Here is a 13,952-nt window from a genome sequence, read left to right on the forward strand (position 1 = left end):
CAGGGCACGCGCCGCACCCCCTACCCCTCATACCTGAGGGCTACCGCGAGATGCGCCCCCTGGTGTGACGCCGACCACCCACCGTGCCTTCTAGCTTCGGTGCCGGAACCACCCCGGAACCCCGGCACGGAAGGACCACCCGCCATGGCGCACCGCCCGCGCAGAAGACGACTGACCCGCACCCTGCTCGCCGCGCTGGTCACCGCCTCGGTGGCCGTCCCGGTGTCCGGCGCGGCCCGGCCCGCCGAGGTCCCGGCGCCCGCCCCCGCCGCTCCCGGCCCGCTGAGGGACACCACCCCCGCCGCCCTCGCCCGCCGGTACGCCACCACCCGCGCCGACATCCGGGCGGCCGAGCGTGCCGCCGACGCCCACGGCGACCACCGGCGGGCCGCCGCCCTGCGCACCATGGCCGCCCCCGCCCGCCACTTCCTGGCCTTCGACGGCCGGGACGGCGGCCGCAGCGCCGAAACCTACGGCGACCTCTCCCGCGCCGACCGCATCGCCGTCCTGGTGCCCGGCTCGGACACCGGACTCGACACCTACCACCGCCTCCGCGCCGGCGCCCAGGCCCTCCAGGAGCGGCTCCAACGGCAACCCGGCATCCACCCCGCCGTCATCGCCTGGCTCGGCTACCCCACCCCGGCCACGATCGGCCCCGCCGCCCTCACCACCGCCCGCGCCGACGCCGCCGCGCCCCAACTCCGGCAATTCATAGGGCAGTTGAAGAACGCCCGGCCCGCCGCCCGGATCACCGTGCTCTGCCACTCCTACGGATCCGTGGTCTGCGGCCGGGCCGCCGCCGGCCTCCCCGCCGACGCCCTCGTCCTCTACGGCAGCCCCGGCGCCAGCGCCGGCTCCGCCGCGGACCTGCACACCCGGGCCACCGTCTGGGCCGGCCGCGGCGCGGCCGACTGGATCCGCCACGTACCGCACACCCGGCTCCCGCTCCCCGGCACCACCCTGGGATTCGGCACCGACCCGGTATCCCCGCGGTTCGGCGCCCACATCTTCCCGGCCGGCGACGGGGGCCACAGCGACTACCTCAAGCCCGGCACCCGGTCCCTGGAGAGCCTCGCCCGGATCACCGCCGGCCGCTCCCCGGACGGGGGCCCCGACGGTGCCGCCACCGCACCGCACCCCGCCGTGGAGGCCCGCCGTGCGTAACACCCCGCGCGCCGCCGCGGCCGCCCTCGTCCGCCGGATCGAGGCCGCCACCCCGCCCGGGCGGGACCGCGCCACCGACGCCCTGCGCGCCTTCGCCATCCTCGGCGTGGTCCTCGGCCACTGGCTGGTCACCGCCCTGATCACCGACAGCGGCACCCTGCACGGCGCCAGCCCGCTCCAGCGGATGCCCCAACTCACCCCGATATCCTGGCTGTTCCAGACCCTGGCGGTGTTCTTCCTGGTCGCCGGCGAGGTCGCCGCGCGCAGCCACGCCGCGGCCCGCGCCCGCGGCACCGCCTGGAGTGCCTGGCTGCGCGCCCGCCTCGGCCGGCTGTTCCGGCCGGTTGCCGCGGTCCTCGTGGTCTGGACGATCGCCACCGTCGCGATGCTGGCCGCCGGCGTCGGTGTGGACACCGTCCACACCCTGGACCAACTCGTGCTGTCACCCCTGTGGTTCCTGCTGGTGCTCGCCGCCCTCACCGCGGCCACCCCACTGACCGCCCGTCTCCATCCCGCCTGGCCGTGCGCCGTCGTCGCCCTCGTCGACCTCCTCCGCTTCGGCCTCGGCGCCCCCGGCCGGATCGGCTGGCTCGCCCTCCCCGCCGGCTGGCTCGTGCCGTACTGCCTCGGCGCGGCCCGGGCCCGCGGCGCCGCCCACCGCCCGACGACCGGCTGGGCACTGCTGCTCGGCGGCGCCACCGCCACCGCCGCTCTGGTCCTGTGCGCCGGCTACCCCGCGTCCATGGTCGGCGTCCCCGGCGCCGCCGTCTCCAACCTCAACCCGCCCACCCTGGCCGCCGTCACCTTCGGCCTCGCCCAGTGCGGCGCGGCACTGCTGCTGCGCGGCCCGCTCGGCCGGGCCCTGCGCCGCCCCGCCGCCTGGGCCGCGGTGGCCCTGCTGAACCTCTCCGCGATGACCGTCTACCTCTGGCACCAGACCGCGATGATGGCGGTCACCACCACCGCATGGTTCCTGGCCGGCCCACTGCCCGGACTGCACACCCTCCCCGACAGTCCCTCCTGGCTCCTCGCCCGCCTCGCCTGGCTGCCGGCCTTCGCCGCCGTGCTGCTGCTCTGCCGAGCCGCGTTCGCCGCCCACGAGCACCGGGGCCCGCGCGCCCGCGACCGGCACGGACCGGCACCGGACGGCACCGCCCCGGACGTCCCCGAAGGGCACCCTGCCCGCCCGGCGGCGATGCCCCGTGCCTAAGGTGCATCCCGTGAAGAGGGGGAGAACGGCAGGCCGGCTGACGACGGCCCTGCGGGCGGTGCCACACCGGCTGCGCGCGGACCTGTGGACCGGCGCGGCCGAGGCGCCCCTCCCGGCCGGCGGCCGGCCACCCGCCTGGCTCGAATGGCGGCCCGCGATCGTCGGCCCCCTGGTTGTGCTCGGCATCGTCCTCCTCGCCGCCAACACCAACGCCTACGCCCTCCGGTTCGGGTTCGGCATGCCGCTGGCCTTCCTCGTCGCCGGGGCCCAGGCCGCCGCACCCGTCCTCGCGCTCTACCGCCCGGTCCTCGCCTGGTGGGCGACGACCGGTGCCCTGCTGCTGGTCGGGTACGTCGCGGCCGCGGGGCCAGACCCGTCGGCCCCGTTGCCCTGGCAGCGCAGCGGCCTGCCGGCCCAGGCCACCGTGCTCTTCTTCGCGGCGCTGCGGGTCCGGCCCCGGGCCACCGTCGAGATGCTCGTCCTGGGCACCCTGGCCGGTGTCCTCGCCAACGGATGGGTCTCCGGCGATCTCCGGAACGACCACGTGCCGGCCCTCGTGCTCGCCGTGTGCGCCCTCGTCGGCGCCCTCCTGAGGGGACGCCAGAAGGCCCGCACCGAACTGGTCGTCCAGGAGCAGCTCACCGCCGAGGAACGCGCCCGCCGCACCCTCCTGGAGGAGCGCAGCCGGATCGCCCGGGAACTCCACGACGTGGTCGCCCACCACATGTCGGTGATCTCCATCCAGGCCCAGGTCGCCCCCCACCTCGCCGAGAACCCCTCGGACGAGCTCAGGGAGAACCTCCGCGGCATCCGCCAGAACGCCGTCGAGGCCCTCACCGAACTCCGCCGCGTCCTCGGCGTGCTGCGCGCCGCCGACACTCCGTCCGGCAGCGTCCCGCACGCCCCGCAGCCCACCCTCGACCGGCTCGACGAACTCGTCGGCAACGTCCGCGCCGCCGGTGTCGAGGTCACCACCGGCACCACCGGCACACCGCGCCCGCTCTCGCCCGGCACCGGACTGTCCGCGTACCGCATCGTCCAGGAGGCGCTCAGCAACGCCATGCGGCACGCCCCCGGCGCCGGCGTGCACATCGCGATCGGCTACCTCCATGACCGCATCACCCTGCGCATCACCAACACCGCCCCCGACCGCCCCGCCCCGTCCTCCCCGGGCGCCGGCCACGGTCTGCTGGGCATGCACGAACGCGCCGCGATGCTCGGCGGCGAACTGGCCACCGGCCCCACCCCCGACGGCGGTTACGAGGTCGCCGCGGCCCTCCCCGCCCCCGCCGCCTCCGACACTCCCTCCGACGACGCCGAGGACACCCGATGACGCCCCCCGCCACGACCGCCGTCCGCGTACTGATCGCGGACGACCAGATGATGGTCCGTCAGGGATTCACGGTGCTGCTCGACGCCGAACCGGACATCGAGGTCGTCGGCCAGGCCGTGGACGGCCACGACGCCATCGCCAGAACCGCCGAACTCGCCCCGGACGTCGTCCTGATGGACATCCGGATGCCCGGACTCGGCGGCATCGAGGCCACCCGCCGGCTCACCGGACCGGCCGGTGCCACCGTCAAGGTCCTCGTCCTGACCACCTTCGACCTCGACGAGTACGTCTACGAGGCGCTGCGCGCCGGCGCCTCCGGCTTCCTTCTCAAGGACGCCTCGGCCGACGAACTCGCCCAGGCCGTAAGGGTGGTGGCCGCCGGCGATGCGCTGCTCGCCCCGAGCGTCACCAAGCGCCTGATCGCCGAGTTCTCCCGGCTGCCCGGCGCCCCGCGGACCCCGCTCAAGGACCGGGTGGCCGGTCTCACCGAGCGGGAGACGGAGGTGCTGGCGCTGATCGCGCAGGGCCTGTCGAACGCCGAGATCGCCCAGCGCCTGGTGGTGGCCGAGCAGACGGTGAAGACCCATGTGGGCCGCATCCTGGTCAAGCTGGAACTGCGAGACCGGACCCAGGCCGCCGTCTTCGCCTACGAGACGGGACTGGTGCGGCCCACCGGATACTGAATTCCCCCGACACCCCTGACAGGGACGGACTTTCAGTGCCGGACGACGGCCCCGGGTGCCAGCTTCCCGCAGTTGGAACCGGTGACCCGGACACTCACCGACTCGACGGCGCCGCCCCAGTCCACACACCTGCCTTTCGCCGCGAGATAGACCGGCCCGGCGAACGTGGTGTATTTCCCGCTGTCGAATACCGGTGCGGAACTGTGGTCGGAAGGCCCGAGTTCGGCGCGCACCGGCACCGGCTTCCCCGGCGCCTTCCGGACCGTCACCACACAGTTCTTTCCGGTCTTTGCACTGTACGTGAGATAGACCGTGCCCTTTCCGCCGACCGGCGCCGAATTCACGACGCGGTAGCCGCTGCCGCACGCCCCGTTGTACGCCCCGCCGGCGAGCGGAGCGGCCGATGCGGTGCCGGCCAGGCCCATGGTGGCGATTCCCGCCAGGGCCAGCGCCGACGAACCGGTGAGAAGAGAGGAACGCTTCATGGAAAACCCCCGTCGGGTGGTGTCCTTCGCGTGGTCGTGCACCGAATCGGTGCTGCACCGTGTTGGACACCAGCCGGACGGGGATGGTTGTACGCGGCATTCCGCCGGTGCGCGGGGTTTCTTTTCGACGCCGCCTCAGTCGTCGTCGTCCGGGCCGTAGGCCAGCACCTTCAGCCGGCTGTACGGGCCGTTGAACCGGTTGTGGTCGCCGACCGTGTGCCCGGAGGAGGTGTGCTGCCAGATGCTGTGGAAGCGCCAGCCCGACGGCAGGGTCCCGACGGACGAGCCGTAGCGCGGGATCCACAGCGGGTTGCTGCGGCCGAACCGGCCGGAGTTGCCGGTGCACCGCTTCCACCAGTTCGTCGAGGTGTAGATCACCGCGTCCCGGCCCGTCTGCTCCCGGTAGGTGTGCACGAAGTCGGCGATCCAACGCACCATGCCCGCATGGCTCCTGCCGTAGCAGGTCTCCCCGTAGGGGTTGTACTCCATGTCGAGCGCGCCCGGCAGCGTCCGGCCGTCCCGCGACCAGCCGCCGCCGTGGTGCGCGAAGAAGCGCGCCTGCGACGCACCGCTGGAGTGGTCCGGCAGCGCGAAGTGGTACGCGCCGTGGATCATGCCGGCGTTGTACGCGCCGTGGTACTGCTCCTCGAAGTACGGGTTCTTGTAGTTGTTTCCCTCGGTGGCCTTGACGTAGGCGAACCGCACCCCCATCCGCCGCAGCTTCCACCAGCCGACCTTGCCGTTGTGGCTGGAGACGTCGACCCCGGCCACCGACCGCCGGGGCCAGGCGCCGCGAGGCTCCGAGCCCCCGGACCGTGCGATGCCCTCGTGCACGGCGATGGTCGAGCCCATCCAGTCCTGCTCGGGGTGGGCGGGGGTCTTCCCGGCGTCCGGTGTCGCGGTGGCCGTGGCCGGGACGCCGAGCGGCAGTGCGAGCACGGTGGCGAGTGTGACGAGGGAGCCGGCGGCAAGCTGGACCGTGCGGCGGGCCGGTGCGGATCTGCGCAAGGGCATCTCGTGCCTCCGAAGGACTTCGGTCGAGTCAGTTTCGGCAGCTTTTGAGCAGAATCCTGCCGATGAAAAGACTTATACGCTGAAATGACCGATTCCATTGCTCCGTGAGCCCGGGGTCCGCCGTCCGGCCGGGCCATCTCACTCGTCTGGACGGCCCCCGCGGGCCCTCCGCCCGGCCGCCGTGGCACACAACGGGCAGAGCCGTCCGCGACGAACAAAGAAGACGAGCGGGCCCCGGCAGTGCCGGGACCCGCTCTCCGCTCAGCGGCGAACGCGCCATGTCGCCGCCTCGCCGGTCATGTGTGCCGACCCCGCCGGGCCGCCCGTCGCGTCTGTCGCGCCGTCGTCGACGGCGGCTCAGTACGCGGAGTTCACGTTGTCGATGGAGCCGTAGCGGTGCGCCGCGTAGTTGGCGGCGGCGGTGATGTTGGCGACCGGGTCGGTGAGGTCATGGGCCGTACCCGCGACGTGGTAGGTGTCGAAGGTGGGCTGGATCACCTGCAGCAGACCCTTGGAGGGTATGCCGTTCTGGGCGTTCACGTCCCAGTCGTTGACGGCCTCGGGGTTGCCGCTGGACTCGCGCATGATGTTGCGGTGCAGGCCCTCGTAGCTGCCGGGGATGCCCTTGGACTTCATGATGTCCAGCGACTGCCGGATCCAGCCGTCGAGGTTGTCGGTGTACTTCGGCGCGGCCGGGCGGTCGGCGGAGCGGCTGGCGGCCTGCTCGGCGACGCGGTCCTGCTTCGCGACGGCGGTGACCTTGATGTGGTCCACGACGGACGCCTTCACGGGGCGCTCGGCGGCGCCGGCCACGGCGGGCATGCCGTCGGCGCTCACCGGCTTGACCGCGGCCGGCGCGTGCGCGGCCGTGGTCGCGGCGCTGCCCGGGGCCGCGGTGACGGCCAGGCCCGTGGTGGCACCGGCGGCGGCCAGAACGGCGATGCCGACCTTGTGGGTGCGGGTGATGCGGGCGATCCGGGCAGCGCGGGGCAGGGTGAAGCTGGGCATACGGGGGTGACCTCTTCCAGGTACTGGGGACGGGGAGGCGGCCATCGTTGGCGCGTTCGGACCGGAGACTCCTGGCCGCGTTCGCCTTCGGGGCGGGAGGTGCGGCGCGCTCTCGGTGCGACGGGATCCATGGTTAACGGCCGACCCCAAGGGTGGCAATGCCCCCTTGTACTACCTCTCTTCGTGAGATGTACCGTGATGCCCGAATTGAGTAGTTATTCACCCAGTGTTTGCGGGCCGGGTCTCCTTCGGCGTCGACTAGGCGGACTCGTACGTGACGTGCGTCGCGTGCCCGGCGTCACCCGCCGAGGCCCGCCGGAAGCCCCGTGGAACCCCTTGCGCGTTACCTGGGTCACACTCGAATTGCCCGCCGCCGCCCCGCACTTCACACCCACCGGGCGTGCCCGGAAGGGAGCTGCGCCCCCGGCGTCCGTCGATACGGCGGCCCGGGTCGTCCGTTCGTAGCAGCGACCGGGCTGTCGCCCGGCGGCCGGACCGCGGGTCCCCGAGAGTGAGACCACGCACAACCACCACTCACCGTAGGGAAGTGCTCATGCTCCGTCGCCTCACCGTCGTGCTCGCCGGCCTCGTCACCGCCGGATTCCTCGCCACCGGCGCCGCCGCCGCGGCCCCCGCCGACCACCACCACGGGCACCGGCCCCAGCGCGAGAGTCGGCACCGCCTGACCCCGAGGGAGCGCGAGGGCCTCCGCATCGCCGGCCACGTCCTGGACGTCCTCTTCGGCGGCCCGTCGCGCCGCGACCACATGTACTGACTCCGGCGCCAACGCCAACGCCAACGGCCCTGCCCGCGCACTGCGGACAGGGCCGTTGCCGTTCACGTCGCCGCGCCCCCGGGGCGCGGAAAGCCGCCTCAGTAAGCGGAGTTGACGTTGTCGATGGAGCCGTAGCGGTGCGCCGCGTAGTTGGCGGCGGCGGTGATGTTGGCGACCGGGTCGTAGAGGCTGTGGGCCGTACCCGCGACGTGGTAGGTGTCGAAGGTGGGCTGGATCACCTGCAGCAGACCCTTGGAGGGTATGCCGTTGCGGGCGTTGATGTCCCAGTCGTTGATCGCGTACGGATTGCCGCTGGACTCGCGGATGATGTTGCGGTGCAGGCCCTCGTAGCTGCCGGGGATGCCCTTGGACTTCATGATGTCCAGCGACTGCCGGATCCAGCCGTCGAGGTTGTTCGGGTACGTCTTCGGCGCGGCCTCGGGAGCGGCCTTCGGCGCCTCCTTGGCGATCGGCGCACGCTCCGCGGAGCGGTTGGCGGCCTGCTGGGCGGCGTGGCCCTGCGCGGCGACCGCGGTCACCTTCAGGCCGTCGGCGACCGACGCGGTGGCCGTCTGCTCCTGCTCCTGCGCCGCCTTGTCCTTGGCCACGACCGGCAGGCCGTCGGCGCCGACCGGCTTCACCACGGAGGACGCCTGCGCGGTCGGCGTAGCGGCGTTGCCGGGTGCCGCGGTCATCGCCAGTGCGGCGGCGCAGCTCGCGGAGGCCACCAGCGCCGCGGAGACCTTGTGCGTGCGGCTGAGGCGGACGGTTCGGGGCAGGGAGAACTGGGGCATGGGCATGCGGGGGTGACCTCTTCCAGGGCGGGGTGGCGGGGAGGTGGCCATCGGTGGCTGTCTCGTGGACCGAGGGTCAGTGCCGCGCTCGCCGCTCCGGCGGAGTCCGCAGGCTCGTTCTCGGTGTTACCGAAAACATGGTTAGCGCCGGCCCGGGATAGTGGCAATGATGCCGTGTACTACCCATCTTCGTGGATTAGGGCGAGATGTCCGTAATGGCGCCTGGAATTCCCCGGCCTGCATACCCCCGGACTCGACTAGTCCGCCTCGTACGTGACGTACGTCGCGTGCCCGGCATCACCGCCGCGAGCCCTCGAAGACCCCTTCGCGCACGGCGGTTTGTTGCCCCGGTCACAGCCCGACGGGGCCGGTCCGCCCCTTCGGCGACCCCGGCCCCGCTCCTGTGTGCCCGCCCGGCTACGTCGCGTGCCCGCCGGGACCTCCGCTCACACCCGCGCCGGATCGGCGACCGCCCGCGCGCCCGCCGCGGCCTGGCGCCCCACCGCCGTCGCCGGCCGGTCCGTGAAGAACCGCGCCACCAGATCCGCGACCTCCTCCGGGCGCTCCAGCACCACCCAGTGGTCCGTGTCGGGCACGGTCAGAAAGCGGCTGCCCGCGATCGTCGCCGCGAAATCCTGCTGCCGCGCCGGGGACGTCACCGTGTCGTGCTCACCACTGAAGACCAGCGTCGGGACGCCCGACAGGCCCCCCGAGAAGTCCGGCCGATCGCTCAGCGCCCGCCACAGCGAATCCACCGCATGCGGCGAGTGCAGCGCCGCCTGGAGCATCGCCCGCCGTACATAGCGGTACGCCAGCTCCCGCCGGGCCACCGACCGGCTCTCGTCACGACACAGCAGCCCCTCGGCCACCATCGTCGCGAAGGTGTCGGTGTCCCCCTCCCGCAGATGCCCCGCGGCCCGCCGCCAGTGCGCCATCTGCCTCTCACTGATGTGCGTCGGCACCCCGCCCAGCACGAGCCGGGCGACCCGCCCCGGAAACCGCCGGGCACACCCGAAGGCCAGCCCCGCCCCGTAGGAGAAGCCGAAGAGATTGATCCGCGGGACACCGAGATCGTCGATGATCCCCAGGATCGCCGCACACAGCACCTCGATGCTCGGACCCGGCGGCAGCGGCTCCGCGCTGCCCATGCCCGGCAGATCCGCGGTCACCACATCCGCCACCGGCCCCAGCCGGTCCTCCATCTGCGGCCAGCCGAACATCCCCTGCAACGCGCCGCCCAGCACCATGACCGGCTCGGTGCGCCGCTCCGTCCCCCGCAACACCCGGTACGCATACGACACTCCGCGCACCGACAGGGAACGGATCACTTCCTCGGACATGGCATTCCTTCTCGAAGAGGCTCCATGCGGCCCGGAGCGCCCGCGCCCCGGCCCGGCCGGACAGGTCCTAGCGGGTCAGGACGAGCGCCGCGTTGTGGCCCCCGAAACCCAGCGACGTCTTCACCGCGCAGTCGAACGCCGCCGGCCGGGCCTCGGCACGCACCACGTCGATCGGGATCCGGGGATCGGGCACCGTCAGATTGGCGGTCGGCGGCACCAGCTGCTGCTCCAGCGCCAGCACCGTCAGCGCGGTCTCGATCCCGCCGGCGGCGCCCAGCGTGTGCCCGGTCATCGCCTTCGTCGACGTCACCAGCGGATGCTCGCCGAGCACCCGCTGCAACACCACCGCCTCGATGCGGTCGTTGAGCACCGTCGAGGTGCCGTGCGCGTTCACATGACCCACGTCACCGGGCCGGACACCGGCATCCTCCAGCGCGCTGCGCAGCGCCCGCTCGATGCCCCGCCCCTCAGGATCCGGGGCCACCGCCCCGTACGCGTCGCTGGACGCGCCGTACCCGGCGATCTGCGCGCGGATCGGTGCATGCCGGGCCCTGGCGTGCTCGGGCCGCTCCAGCACCAGCAGCCCCGCGCCCTCGCCGACCACGAAGCCGTCCCGGTCCACGTCGAACGGGCGGCAGGCCGCCGTCGGGTCCTCCCGCCGGGTCGAGACCGCCTTCATCTGGCAGGCACTGGCGATCAGCAACCGGGACAGCACCGACTCCGCCCCGCCCGCGATCGCGATGTCACAGGCCCCGGCGCGCAGCAACTGGTGCGCGGTGCCCACCGCGACGGTCCCGGAGGAGCAGGCGGTCGCCACCCCCAGGCTCGGCCCGTGCGCCCCGAGGTCCATGCAGACGCTGCTGGCCGCGCTGTTGACGACGGTCAGCGGGGCGAGCTTGGGGGAGACCCGCCGGGCGCCGTGCCCGGCCATCGCCGCGCTCTGCTGGTCGTAGAACGGCAGCCCGCCGTGCGCGGAGCCGATCACCACCGCGACCCGGCCGCTGTCCCAACTCTCCGGGTCCAGCCCGGCGTCCCCGACCGCCTCCCGGGCGGCGATCACCGCCAGCTGCGAGAACCGGTCCATCAGCCGCTGGGTGGCCACCCCGAGCAGCGCGGTGGTGTCCAGATCCGCCGCGGTGTACATGAAGTCGCAGGGCAGATCGGCGAGTTCGTCCTGCCGGGACACATTGCCCGGCACCACGTCATGGGTGATGGCGTGCCAGGTGGCCTTCGTGCCCACGCCGGCCGCGGTCACCAGGCCCAGTCCGGTCACGGCCGCGGTGAACGGCTGCTGGCGGGCCGTCACGCGGCGACTTTGCCGTCGATGGCCGCCACCAGCTGTCCCACCGTGTCGCGCGAGGTCAGCGACACCTCTTCCAGATCGACGTCCAACCGCTCCTCGATGAGTACCCGGAGCTCTTCCAGGGCGAGAGAATCCAGCCGCAGGTTGCGCAGCGGGGTGTCCGCGGTCACCTCGCCGCGCGCGACCCCGAACCGTTCCTCCAGCAAGGTGTTGACAACTTCTGCCGCATTCACGTGGCGCTCCTCCGCTGTTCGTAGGCGATGCCGCCAACCGCGTCCTGGGCGGGATTTAGCCGGTCGCCCCGGCTGGTTTGGCCACCCTTTATACGCCTTTGTCCCGGCTGCGCCCCAACCGTGGTAGCTCAATGGGGTGATGGGCGCACCGGAGCGGGGGAGGGCCCCCTTCGGGGCGGCGCGGTGCCGCGGGAGGCAGCTCGCTGTCTAACGCCCGAAGGCGCGGCGAGGTACGGGTCGGGAGCCCATGGATGCGAGGCGATCTCGGCGACGCGCCCGCCCGCCGGCGGCTCCTCAGACCTCGTCGAGCGCGCTGGTGACCCGCCCCAACAGGCCCCGCAGCATGCGGAGTTCGTCGACGGTCAGCCCCGTGGCGGCCAGCATCCGGCGGGGGACCGGCAGCGCCCGCTCCCGCAGCTCGGTGCCGGACTCGGTGAGCCGGATGATCACCGAGCGTTCGTCCTCGGGGCTGCGCTCCCGGTGCACCAGGCCCGCCGCCTCCAGCCGCTTCAGCAGCGGCGAGAGCGTCCCGGAATCCAGCCGCAACCGCTCGCCGATGTGCTTGACGGGCTCCGGTCCGTGCTCCCACAGCACCAGCATGACCAGGTACTGGGGGTAGGTCAGCCCCAGCTCCTTGAGGGCGTCCCGGTAGACGTTCCCGAACGCGCGCGAGGCGGCGTGCAGCGAGAAGCAGACCTGGTGGTCGAGGCGGAGCAGTTCGGCGTCGGAAACCGGCGGCGTGGTCATGGGGCCAGGGTAACGCGCCCAATTAAGTTGGGTACAATCTACTTGCGTGCAACTGAATTACGTGCGACTGTGATGGCGGGCCGGGTCCTCCGGTCGGCCCGCCTCGGCTCCGGCCGACGGCCGCCGGGCTCCGCGACCCGCCCCGTCCGTCACACGCAATCGAAGGGACCCCTCATGGACGCGCTGTACACCGCCGTCGCCACCGCCAACGGCCGCGAGGGCCGGGCCGTCAGCTCGGACGGCCGGCTCGACCTCGCTCTGGCCCTGCCCCCGGCCCTCGGCGGCAACGGCAACGGCACCAACCCGGAGCAGCTCTTCGCCGCCGGATACGCCGCCTGCTTCGCCAGCGCCATGGCCAACGTCGGCCGTCAGATGAAGCTCGACACCAAGGACGTCTCGGTCACCGCGGAGGTCTCGATCGGCAAGGACGACACCGGCTTCGGCCTCGCCGTCGTGATGCGGGTGGAACTCCCGGACGCGCTGGCGGGCGAGACCGGACGGCAGCTCGTCGAGGCCACCCACCAGTACTGCCCCTACTCGAAGGCCACCCGCGGGAACATCGACGTCGAGCTGGTCGTCGAGTAGCCGGGCGCGGGGGGGTGCCCCTATGGGTTTCGTCAACCCGTGGGGGCTGGTTGGGGTTGGTAGAAGGTGCCGTCGCGGAGCATGGCGAAGAGCACGTCGGCTCGTCGTCTGGCGAGGCAGAGGAGGGCTTGGGTGTGGTGTTTTCCCTGGGCGATCTTCTTGTCGTAGTAGGCCCTGGAGACGGGGTCGGCCAGGGCGGCGAACGCGGAGAGGAAGAAGGCGCGTTTGAGCTGTTTGTTTCCTCTGCGCGATGGCTGTTCGCCGCGGATGGAGGACCCGGAACTGCGGGTTGCCGGGGCGAGGCCGGCGTAGGCGGCGAGGTGGGCGGCGCTGGGGAAGCTGCTGGCGTCGCCGATGTCGATGAGGATGCGTGCTCCGGTCCTGACGCCGATCCCCGGCATGGACGTCAGGACCTTGGAAAGAGGGTGAGCCTCCAGCAGTTCCTCGATCCTTGTGGCGAGGAGTTTGCGCTGGTCAAGTACCGACTGGAGCGAGCTGGCGAGGCTGGGGACGATCAATGCGGCCGCGGCCGTGCCTGGCACGACCACTGTCTGCTCGTCCAGGGCGGTGAAGATGTCATCGACGAGCCGTTCCGCCATCCGTGGTGCCTTTGGGCGGATCAGGTTCACCAGCCGACGCCGTCCGGCCTTGCGGACCTGGGCCGGCGAACCGCACTGGTCGAGCAGCTTGAGCACGGCTGGGTGCTGCATTCGCGGTCCCAGTACCCGTTCCAGCGACGGGTGGATCTGTGTCAGCAGTCCCCGCAGTCTGTTGCTGATGCGGGTGGCTTCGCCGGCCAGGTCGTCGTCGAAACCCACGATCATTTCCAGCTCGGCTACTGCCTCGTCGGCAAGCTCGACGGCCCGCAGAGTGTGCGGCATCGACCGGGCCGCGTCCGCGATGATGAAGGCGTCGCGGGCGTCGGTTTTGGCTTCACCGGGGTAGAGGTCGGCGATCCGCCGCATCGTCAGGCCCGGCAGGTAAGCCACGGGGCAGTCCATGTCGCGGGCCACGGCCAGCGGCAGGGCGCCGATGGAGGCGGGCTGGTCGACGACCACGAGCACGGTGCCGTGCTTGGCTTTCAGCTTGGCGAACACGTCGCGGAGCTTGGGTTCGCTGTTGGGCAGCCGCTTGTCGAAGGCCTTCCTTCCGGCCGGAGTGACGGCGGTGGCGTGGTGTTCGCTCTTGCCGACGTCCAGGCCGAGGAAGGCGCCGATCTCACTGACGTCGATCACGTGCGTCCTCTGGTCGTTCCCGCCCGGCCGTCCCACGGCACCG

Annotated in this window: 15 protein-coding genes; 6 read left to right on the forward strand and 9 right to left on the reverse strand. The window is 72.5% G+C overall.

Features of this window, described 5'->3' with window-relative positions; all coding sequences use genetic code 11:
• Window positions 1-144: 144 nt before the first annotated feature.
• Genes K2224_RS29615 through K2224_RS29630 form a run of 4 tightly spaced genes read left to right on the forward strand, consistent with a single transcriptional unit; the run spans window position 145 to window position 4,390 of the window.
• Window positions 145-1,164, forward strand: a complete 1,020-nt coding sequence (locus tag K2224_RS29615; RefSeq protein WP_221910268.1) for an alpha/beta hydrolase — start codon at window positions 145-147, stop codon at window positions 1,162-1,164.
• On the forward strand, window positions 1,157-2,374 hold the full coding sequence (locus tag K2224_RS29620; RefSeq protein ID WP_221910269.1) for an acyltransferase: 1,218 nt from the start codon (window positions 1,157-1,159) through the stop codon (window positions 2,372-2,374). Before K2224_RS29615 ends, K2224_RS29620 begins: the two co-directional genes overlap by 8 nt.
• 10 nt (window positions 2,375-2,384) lie before the next feature.
• Complete coding sequence (locus K2224_RS29625; protein ID WP_260693555.1) at window positions 2,385-3,707, forward strand: sensor histidine kinase; 1,323 nt, start codon at window positions 2,385-2,387, stop codon at window positions 3,705-3,707.
• Window positions 3,704-4,390 (forward strand): response regulator transcription factor, encoded by a 687-nt coding sequence (locus K2224_RS29630; RefSeq protein WP_221910270.1) that lies wholly within the window; start codon window positions 3,704-3,706, stop codon window positions 4,388-4,390. The genes K2224_RS29625 and K2224_RS29630 overlap by 4 nt, the downstream gene beginning before the upstream one ends.
• 32 nt (window positions 4,391-4,422) lie before the next feature.
• On the opposite strand, the gene K2224_RS29635 is transcribed toward K2224_RS29630, so the two are convergent.
• The 3 genes from K2224_RS29635 to K2224_RS29645 all read right to left on the reverse strand — a co-directional run bounded on the left by K2224_RS29635 (window position 4,423) and on the right by K2224_RS29645 (window position 6,897).
• Window positions 4,423-4,875: a spore-associated protein A gene (locus tag K2224_RS29635; RefSeq protein WP_260693556.1), complete on the reverse strand. Its 453-nt coding sequence runs from the start codon at window positions 4,873-4,875 to the stop codon at window positions 4,423-4,425.
• 135 nt (window positions 4,876-5,010) lie between these two features.
• Window positions 5,011-5,889, reverse strand: coding sequence for a lysozyme (locus K2224_RS29640; RefSeq protein ID WP_221910271.1), 879 nt, complete (start codon window positions 5,887-5,889; stop codon window positions 5,011-5,013).
• Window positions 5,890-6,246: 357 nt separating this feature from the next.
• A complete protein-coding gene (locus tag K2224_RS29645) occupies window positions 6,247-6,897 on the reverse strand; it encodes a transglycosylase SLT domain-containing protein (RefSeq protein ID WP_221910272.1) in 651 nt (216 codons plus the stop codon).
• Between the two features lie 553 nt (window positions 6,898-7,450).
• On the opposite strand from K2224_RS29645, the gene K2224_RS29650 reads away from it, so the two are divergent.
• Window positions 7,451-7,672 carry a hypothetical protein gene (locus tag K2224_RS29650; protein WP_221910273.1) on the forward strand — a complete coding sequence of 74 codons (222 nt, stop codon included), beginning with the start codon at window positions 7,451-7,453 and terminating at the stop codon, window positions 7,670-7,672.
• A 98-nt stretch (window positions 7,673-7,770) separates the two neighbouring features.
• Here the strand turns inward: K2224_RS29650 and K2224_RS29655 are convergent, their stop codons facing one another.
• The 5 genes from K2224_RS29655 to K2224_RS29675 all read right to left on the reverse strand — a co-directional run bounded on the left by K2224_RS29655 (window position 7,771) and on the right by K2224_RS29675 (window position 12,089).
• On the reverse strand, window positions 7,771-8,466 hold the full coding sequence (locus K2224_RS29655; RefSeq protein ID WP_221912029.1) for a transglycosylase SLT domain-containing protein: 696 nt from the start codon (window positions 8,464-8,466) through the stop codon (window positions 7,771-7,773).
• 446 nt (window positions 8,467-8,912) lie between these two features.
• Window positions 8,913-9,806, reverse strand: a complete 894-nt coding sequence (locus K2224_RS29660) for an alpha/beta fold hydrolase (RefSeq protein ID WP_221910274.1) — start codon at window positions 9,804-9,806, stop codon at window positions 8,913-8,915.
• 67 nt (window positions 9,807-9,873) lie between these two features.
• Window positions 9,874-11,112 carry a beta-ketoacyl synthase gene (locus K2224_RS29665; RefSeq protein WP_221910275.1) on the reverse strand — a complete coding sequence of 413 codons (1,239 nt, stop codon included), beginning with the start codon at window positions 11,110-11,112 and terminating at the stop codon, window positions 9,874-9,876.
• Window positions 11,109-11,342 carry an acyl carrier protein gene (locus K2224_RS29670; RefSeq protein WP_221910276.1) on the reverse strand — a complete coding sequence of 78 codons (234 nt, stop codon included), beginning with the start codon at window positions 11,340-11,342 and terminating at the stop codon, window positions 11,109-11,111. Before K2224_RS29670 ends, K2224_RS29665 begins: the two co-directional genes overlap by 4 nt.
• A gap of 294 nt (window positions 11,343-11,636) precedes the next feature.
• Window positions 11,637-12,089, reverse strand: a complete 453-nt coding sequence (locus K2224_RS29675) for a MarR family winged helix-turn-helix transcriptional regulator (RefSeq protein WP_221910277.1) — start codon at window positions 12,087-12,089, stop codon at window positions 11,637-11,639.
• Between the two features lie 174 nt (window positions 12,090-12,263).
• On the opposite strand from K2224_RS29675, the gene K2224_RS29680 reads away from it, so the two are divergent.
• Window positions 12,264-12,674, forward strand: coding sequence for an organic hydroperoxide resistance protein (locus K2224_RS29680; RefSeq protein ID WP_221910278.1), 411 nt, complete (start codon window positions 12,264-12,266; stop codon window positions 12,672-12,674).
• Between the two features lie 32 nt (window positions 12,675-12,706).
• Here K2224_RS29680 and K2224_RS29685 read toward each other — a convergent pair whose 3' ends face one another.
• Window positions 12,707-13,909 (reverse strand): IS110 family transposase, encoded by a 1,203-nt coding sequence (locus tag K2224_RS29685; RefSeq protein WP_221909414.1) that lies wholly within the window; start codon window positions 13,907-13,909, stop codon window positions 12,707-12,709.
• Window positions 13,910-13,952: the final 43 nt, after the last annotated feature.

The sequence above is a fragment of the Streptomyces sp. BHT-5-2 genome (genome assembly GCF_019774615.1).
Classification (GTDB): Bacteria; Actinomycetota; Actinomycetes; order Streptomycetales; family Streptomycetaceae; genus Streptomyces.

Excerpts from the sequence above, each read along its gene's own strand:
- K2224_RS29640 (WP_221910271.1), bottom strand. The coding sequence starts at position 5,889 with ATGCCCTTGCGCAGATCCGCACCGGCCCGCCGCACGGTCCAGCTTGCC.
- K2224_RS29675 (WP_221910277.1), bottom strand. The coding sequence starts at position 12,089 with ATGACCACGCCGCCGGTTTCCGACGCCGAACTGCTCCGCCTCGACCAC.
- K2224_RS29630 (WP_221910270.1), top strand. The coding sequence starts at position 3,704 with ATGACGCCCCCCGCCACGACCGCCGTCCGCGTACTGATCGCGGACGAC.
- K2224_RS29615 (WP_221910268.1), top strand. The coding sequence starts at position 145 with ATGGCGCACCGCCCGCGCAGAAGACGACTGACCCGCACCCTGCTCGCC.
- K2224_RS29645 (WP_221910272.1), bottom strand. The coding sequence starts at position 6,897 with ATGCCCAGCTTCACCCTGCCCCGCGCTGCCCGGATCGCCCGCATCACC.
- K2224_RS29655 (WP_221912029.1), bottom strand. The coding sequence starts at position 8,466 with ATGCCCCAGTTCTCCCTGCCCCGAACCGTCCGCCTCAGCCGCACGCAC.
- K2224_RS29650 (WP_221910273.1), top strand. The coding sequence starts at position 7,451 with ATGCTCCGTCGCCTCACCGTCGTGCTCGCCGGCCTCGTCACCGCCGGA.
- K2224_RS29680 (WP_221910278.1), top strand. The coding sequence starts at position 12,264 with ATGGACGCGCTGTACACCGCCGTCGCCACCGCCAACGGCCGCGAGGGC.
- K2224_RS29660 (WP_221910274.1), bottom strand. The coding sequence starts at position 9,806 with ATGTCCGAGGAAGTGATCCGTTCCCTGTCGGTGCGCGGAGTGTCGTAT.
- K2224_RS29635 (WP_260693556.1), bottom strand. The coding sequence starts at position 4,875 with ATGAAGCGTTCCTCTCTTCTCACCGGTTCGTCGGCGCTGGCCCTGGCG.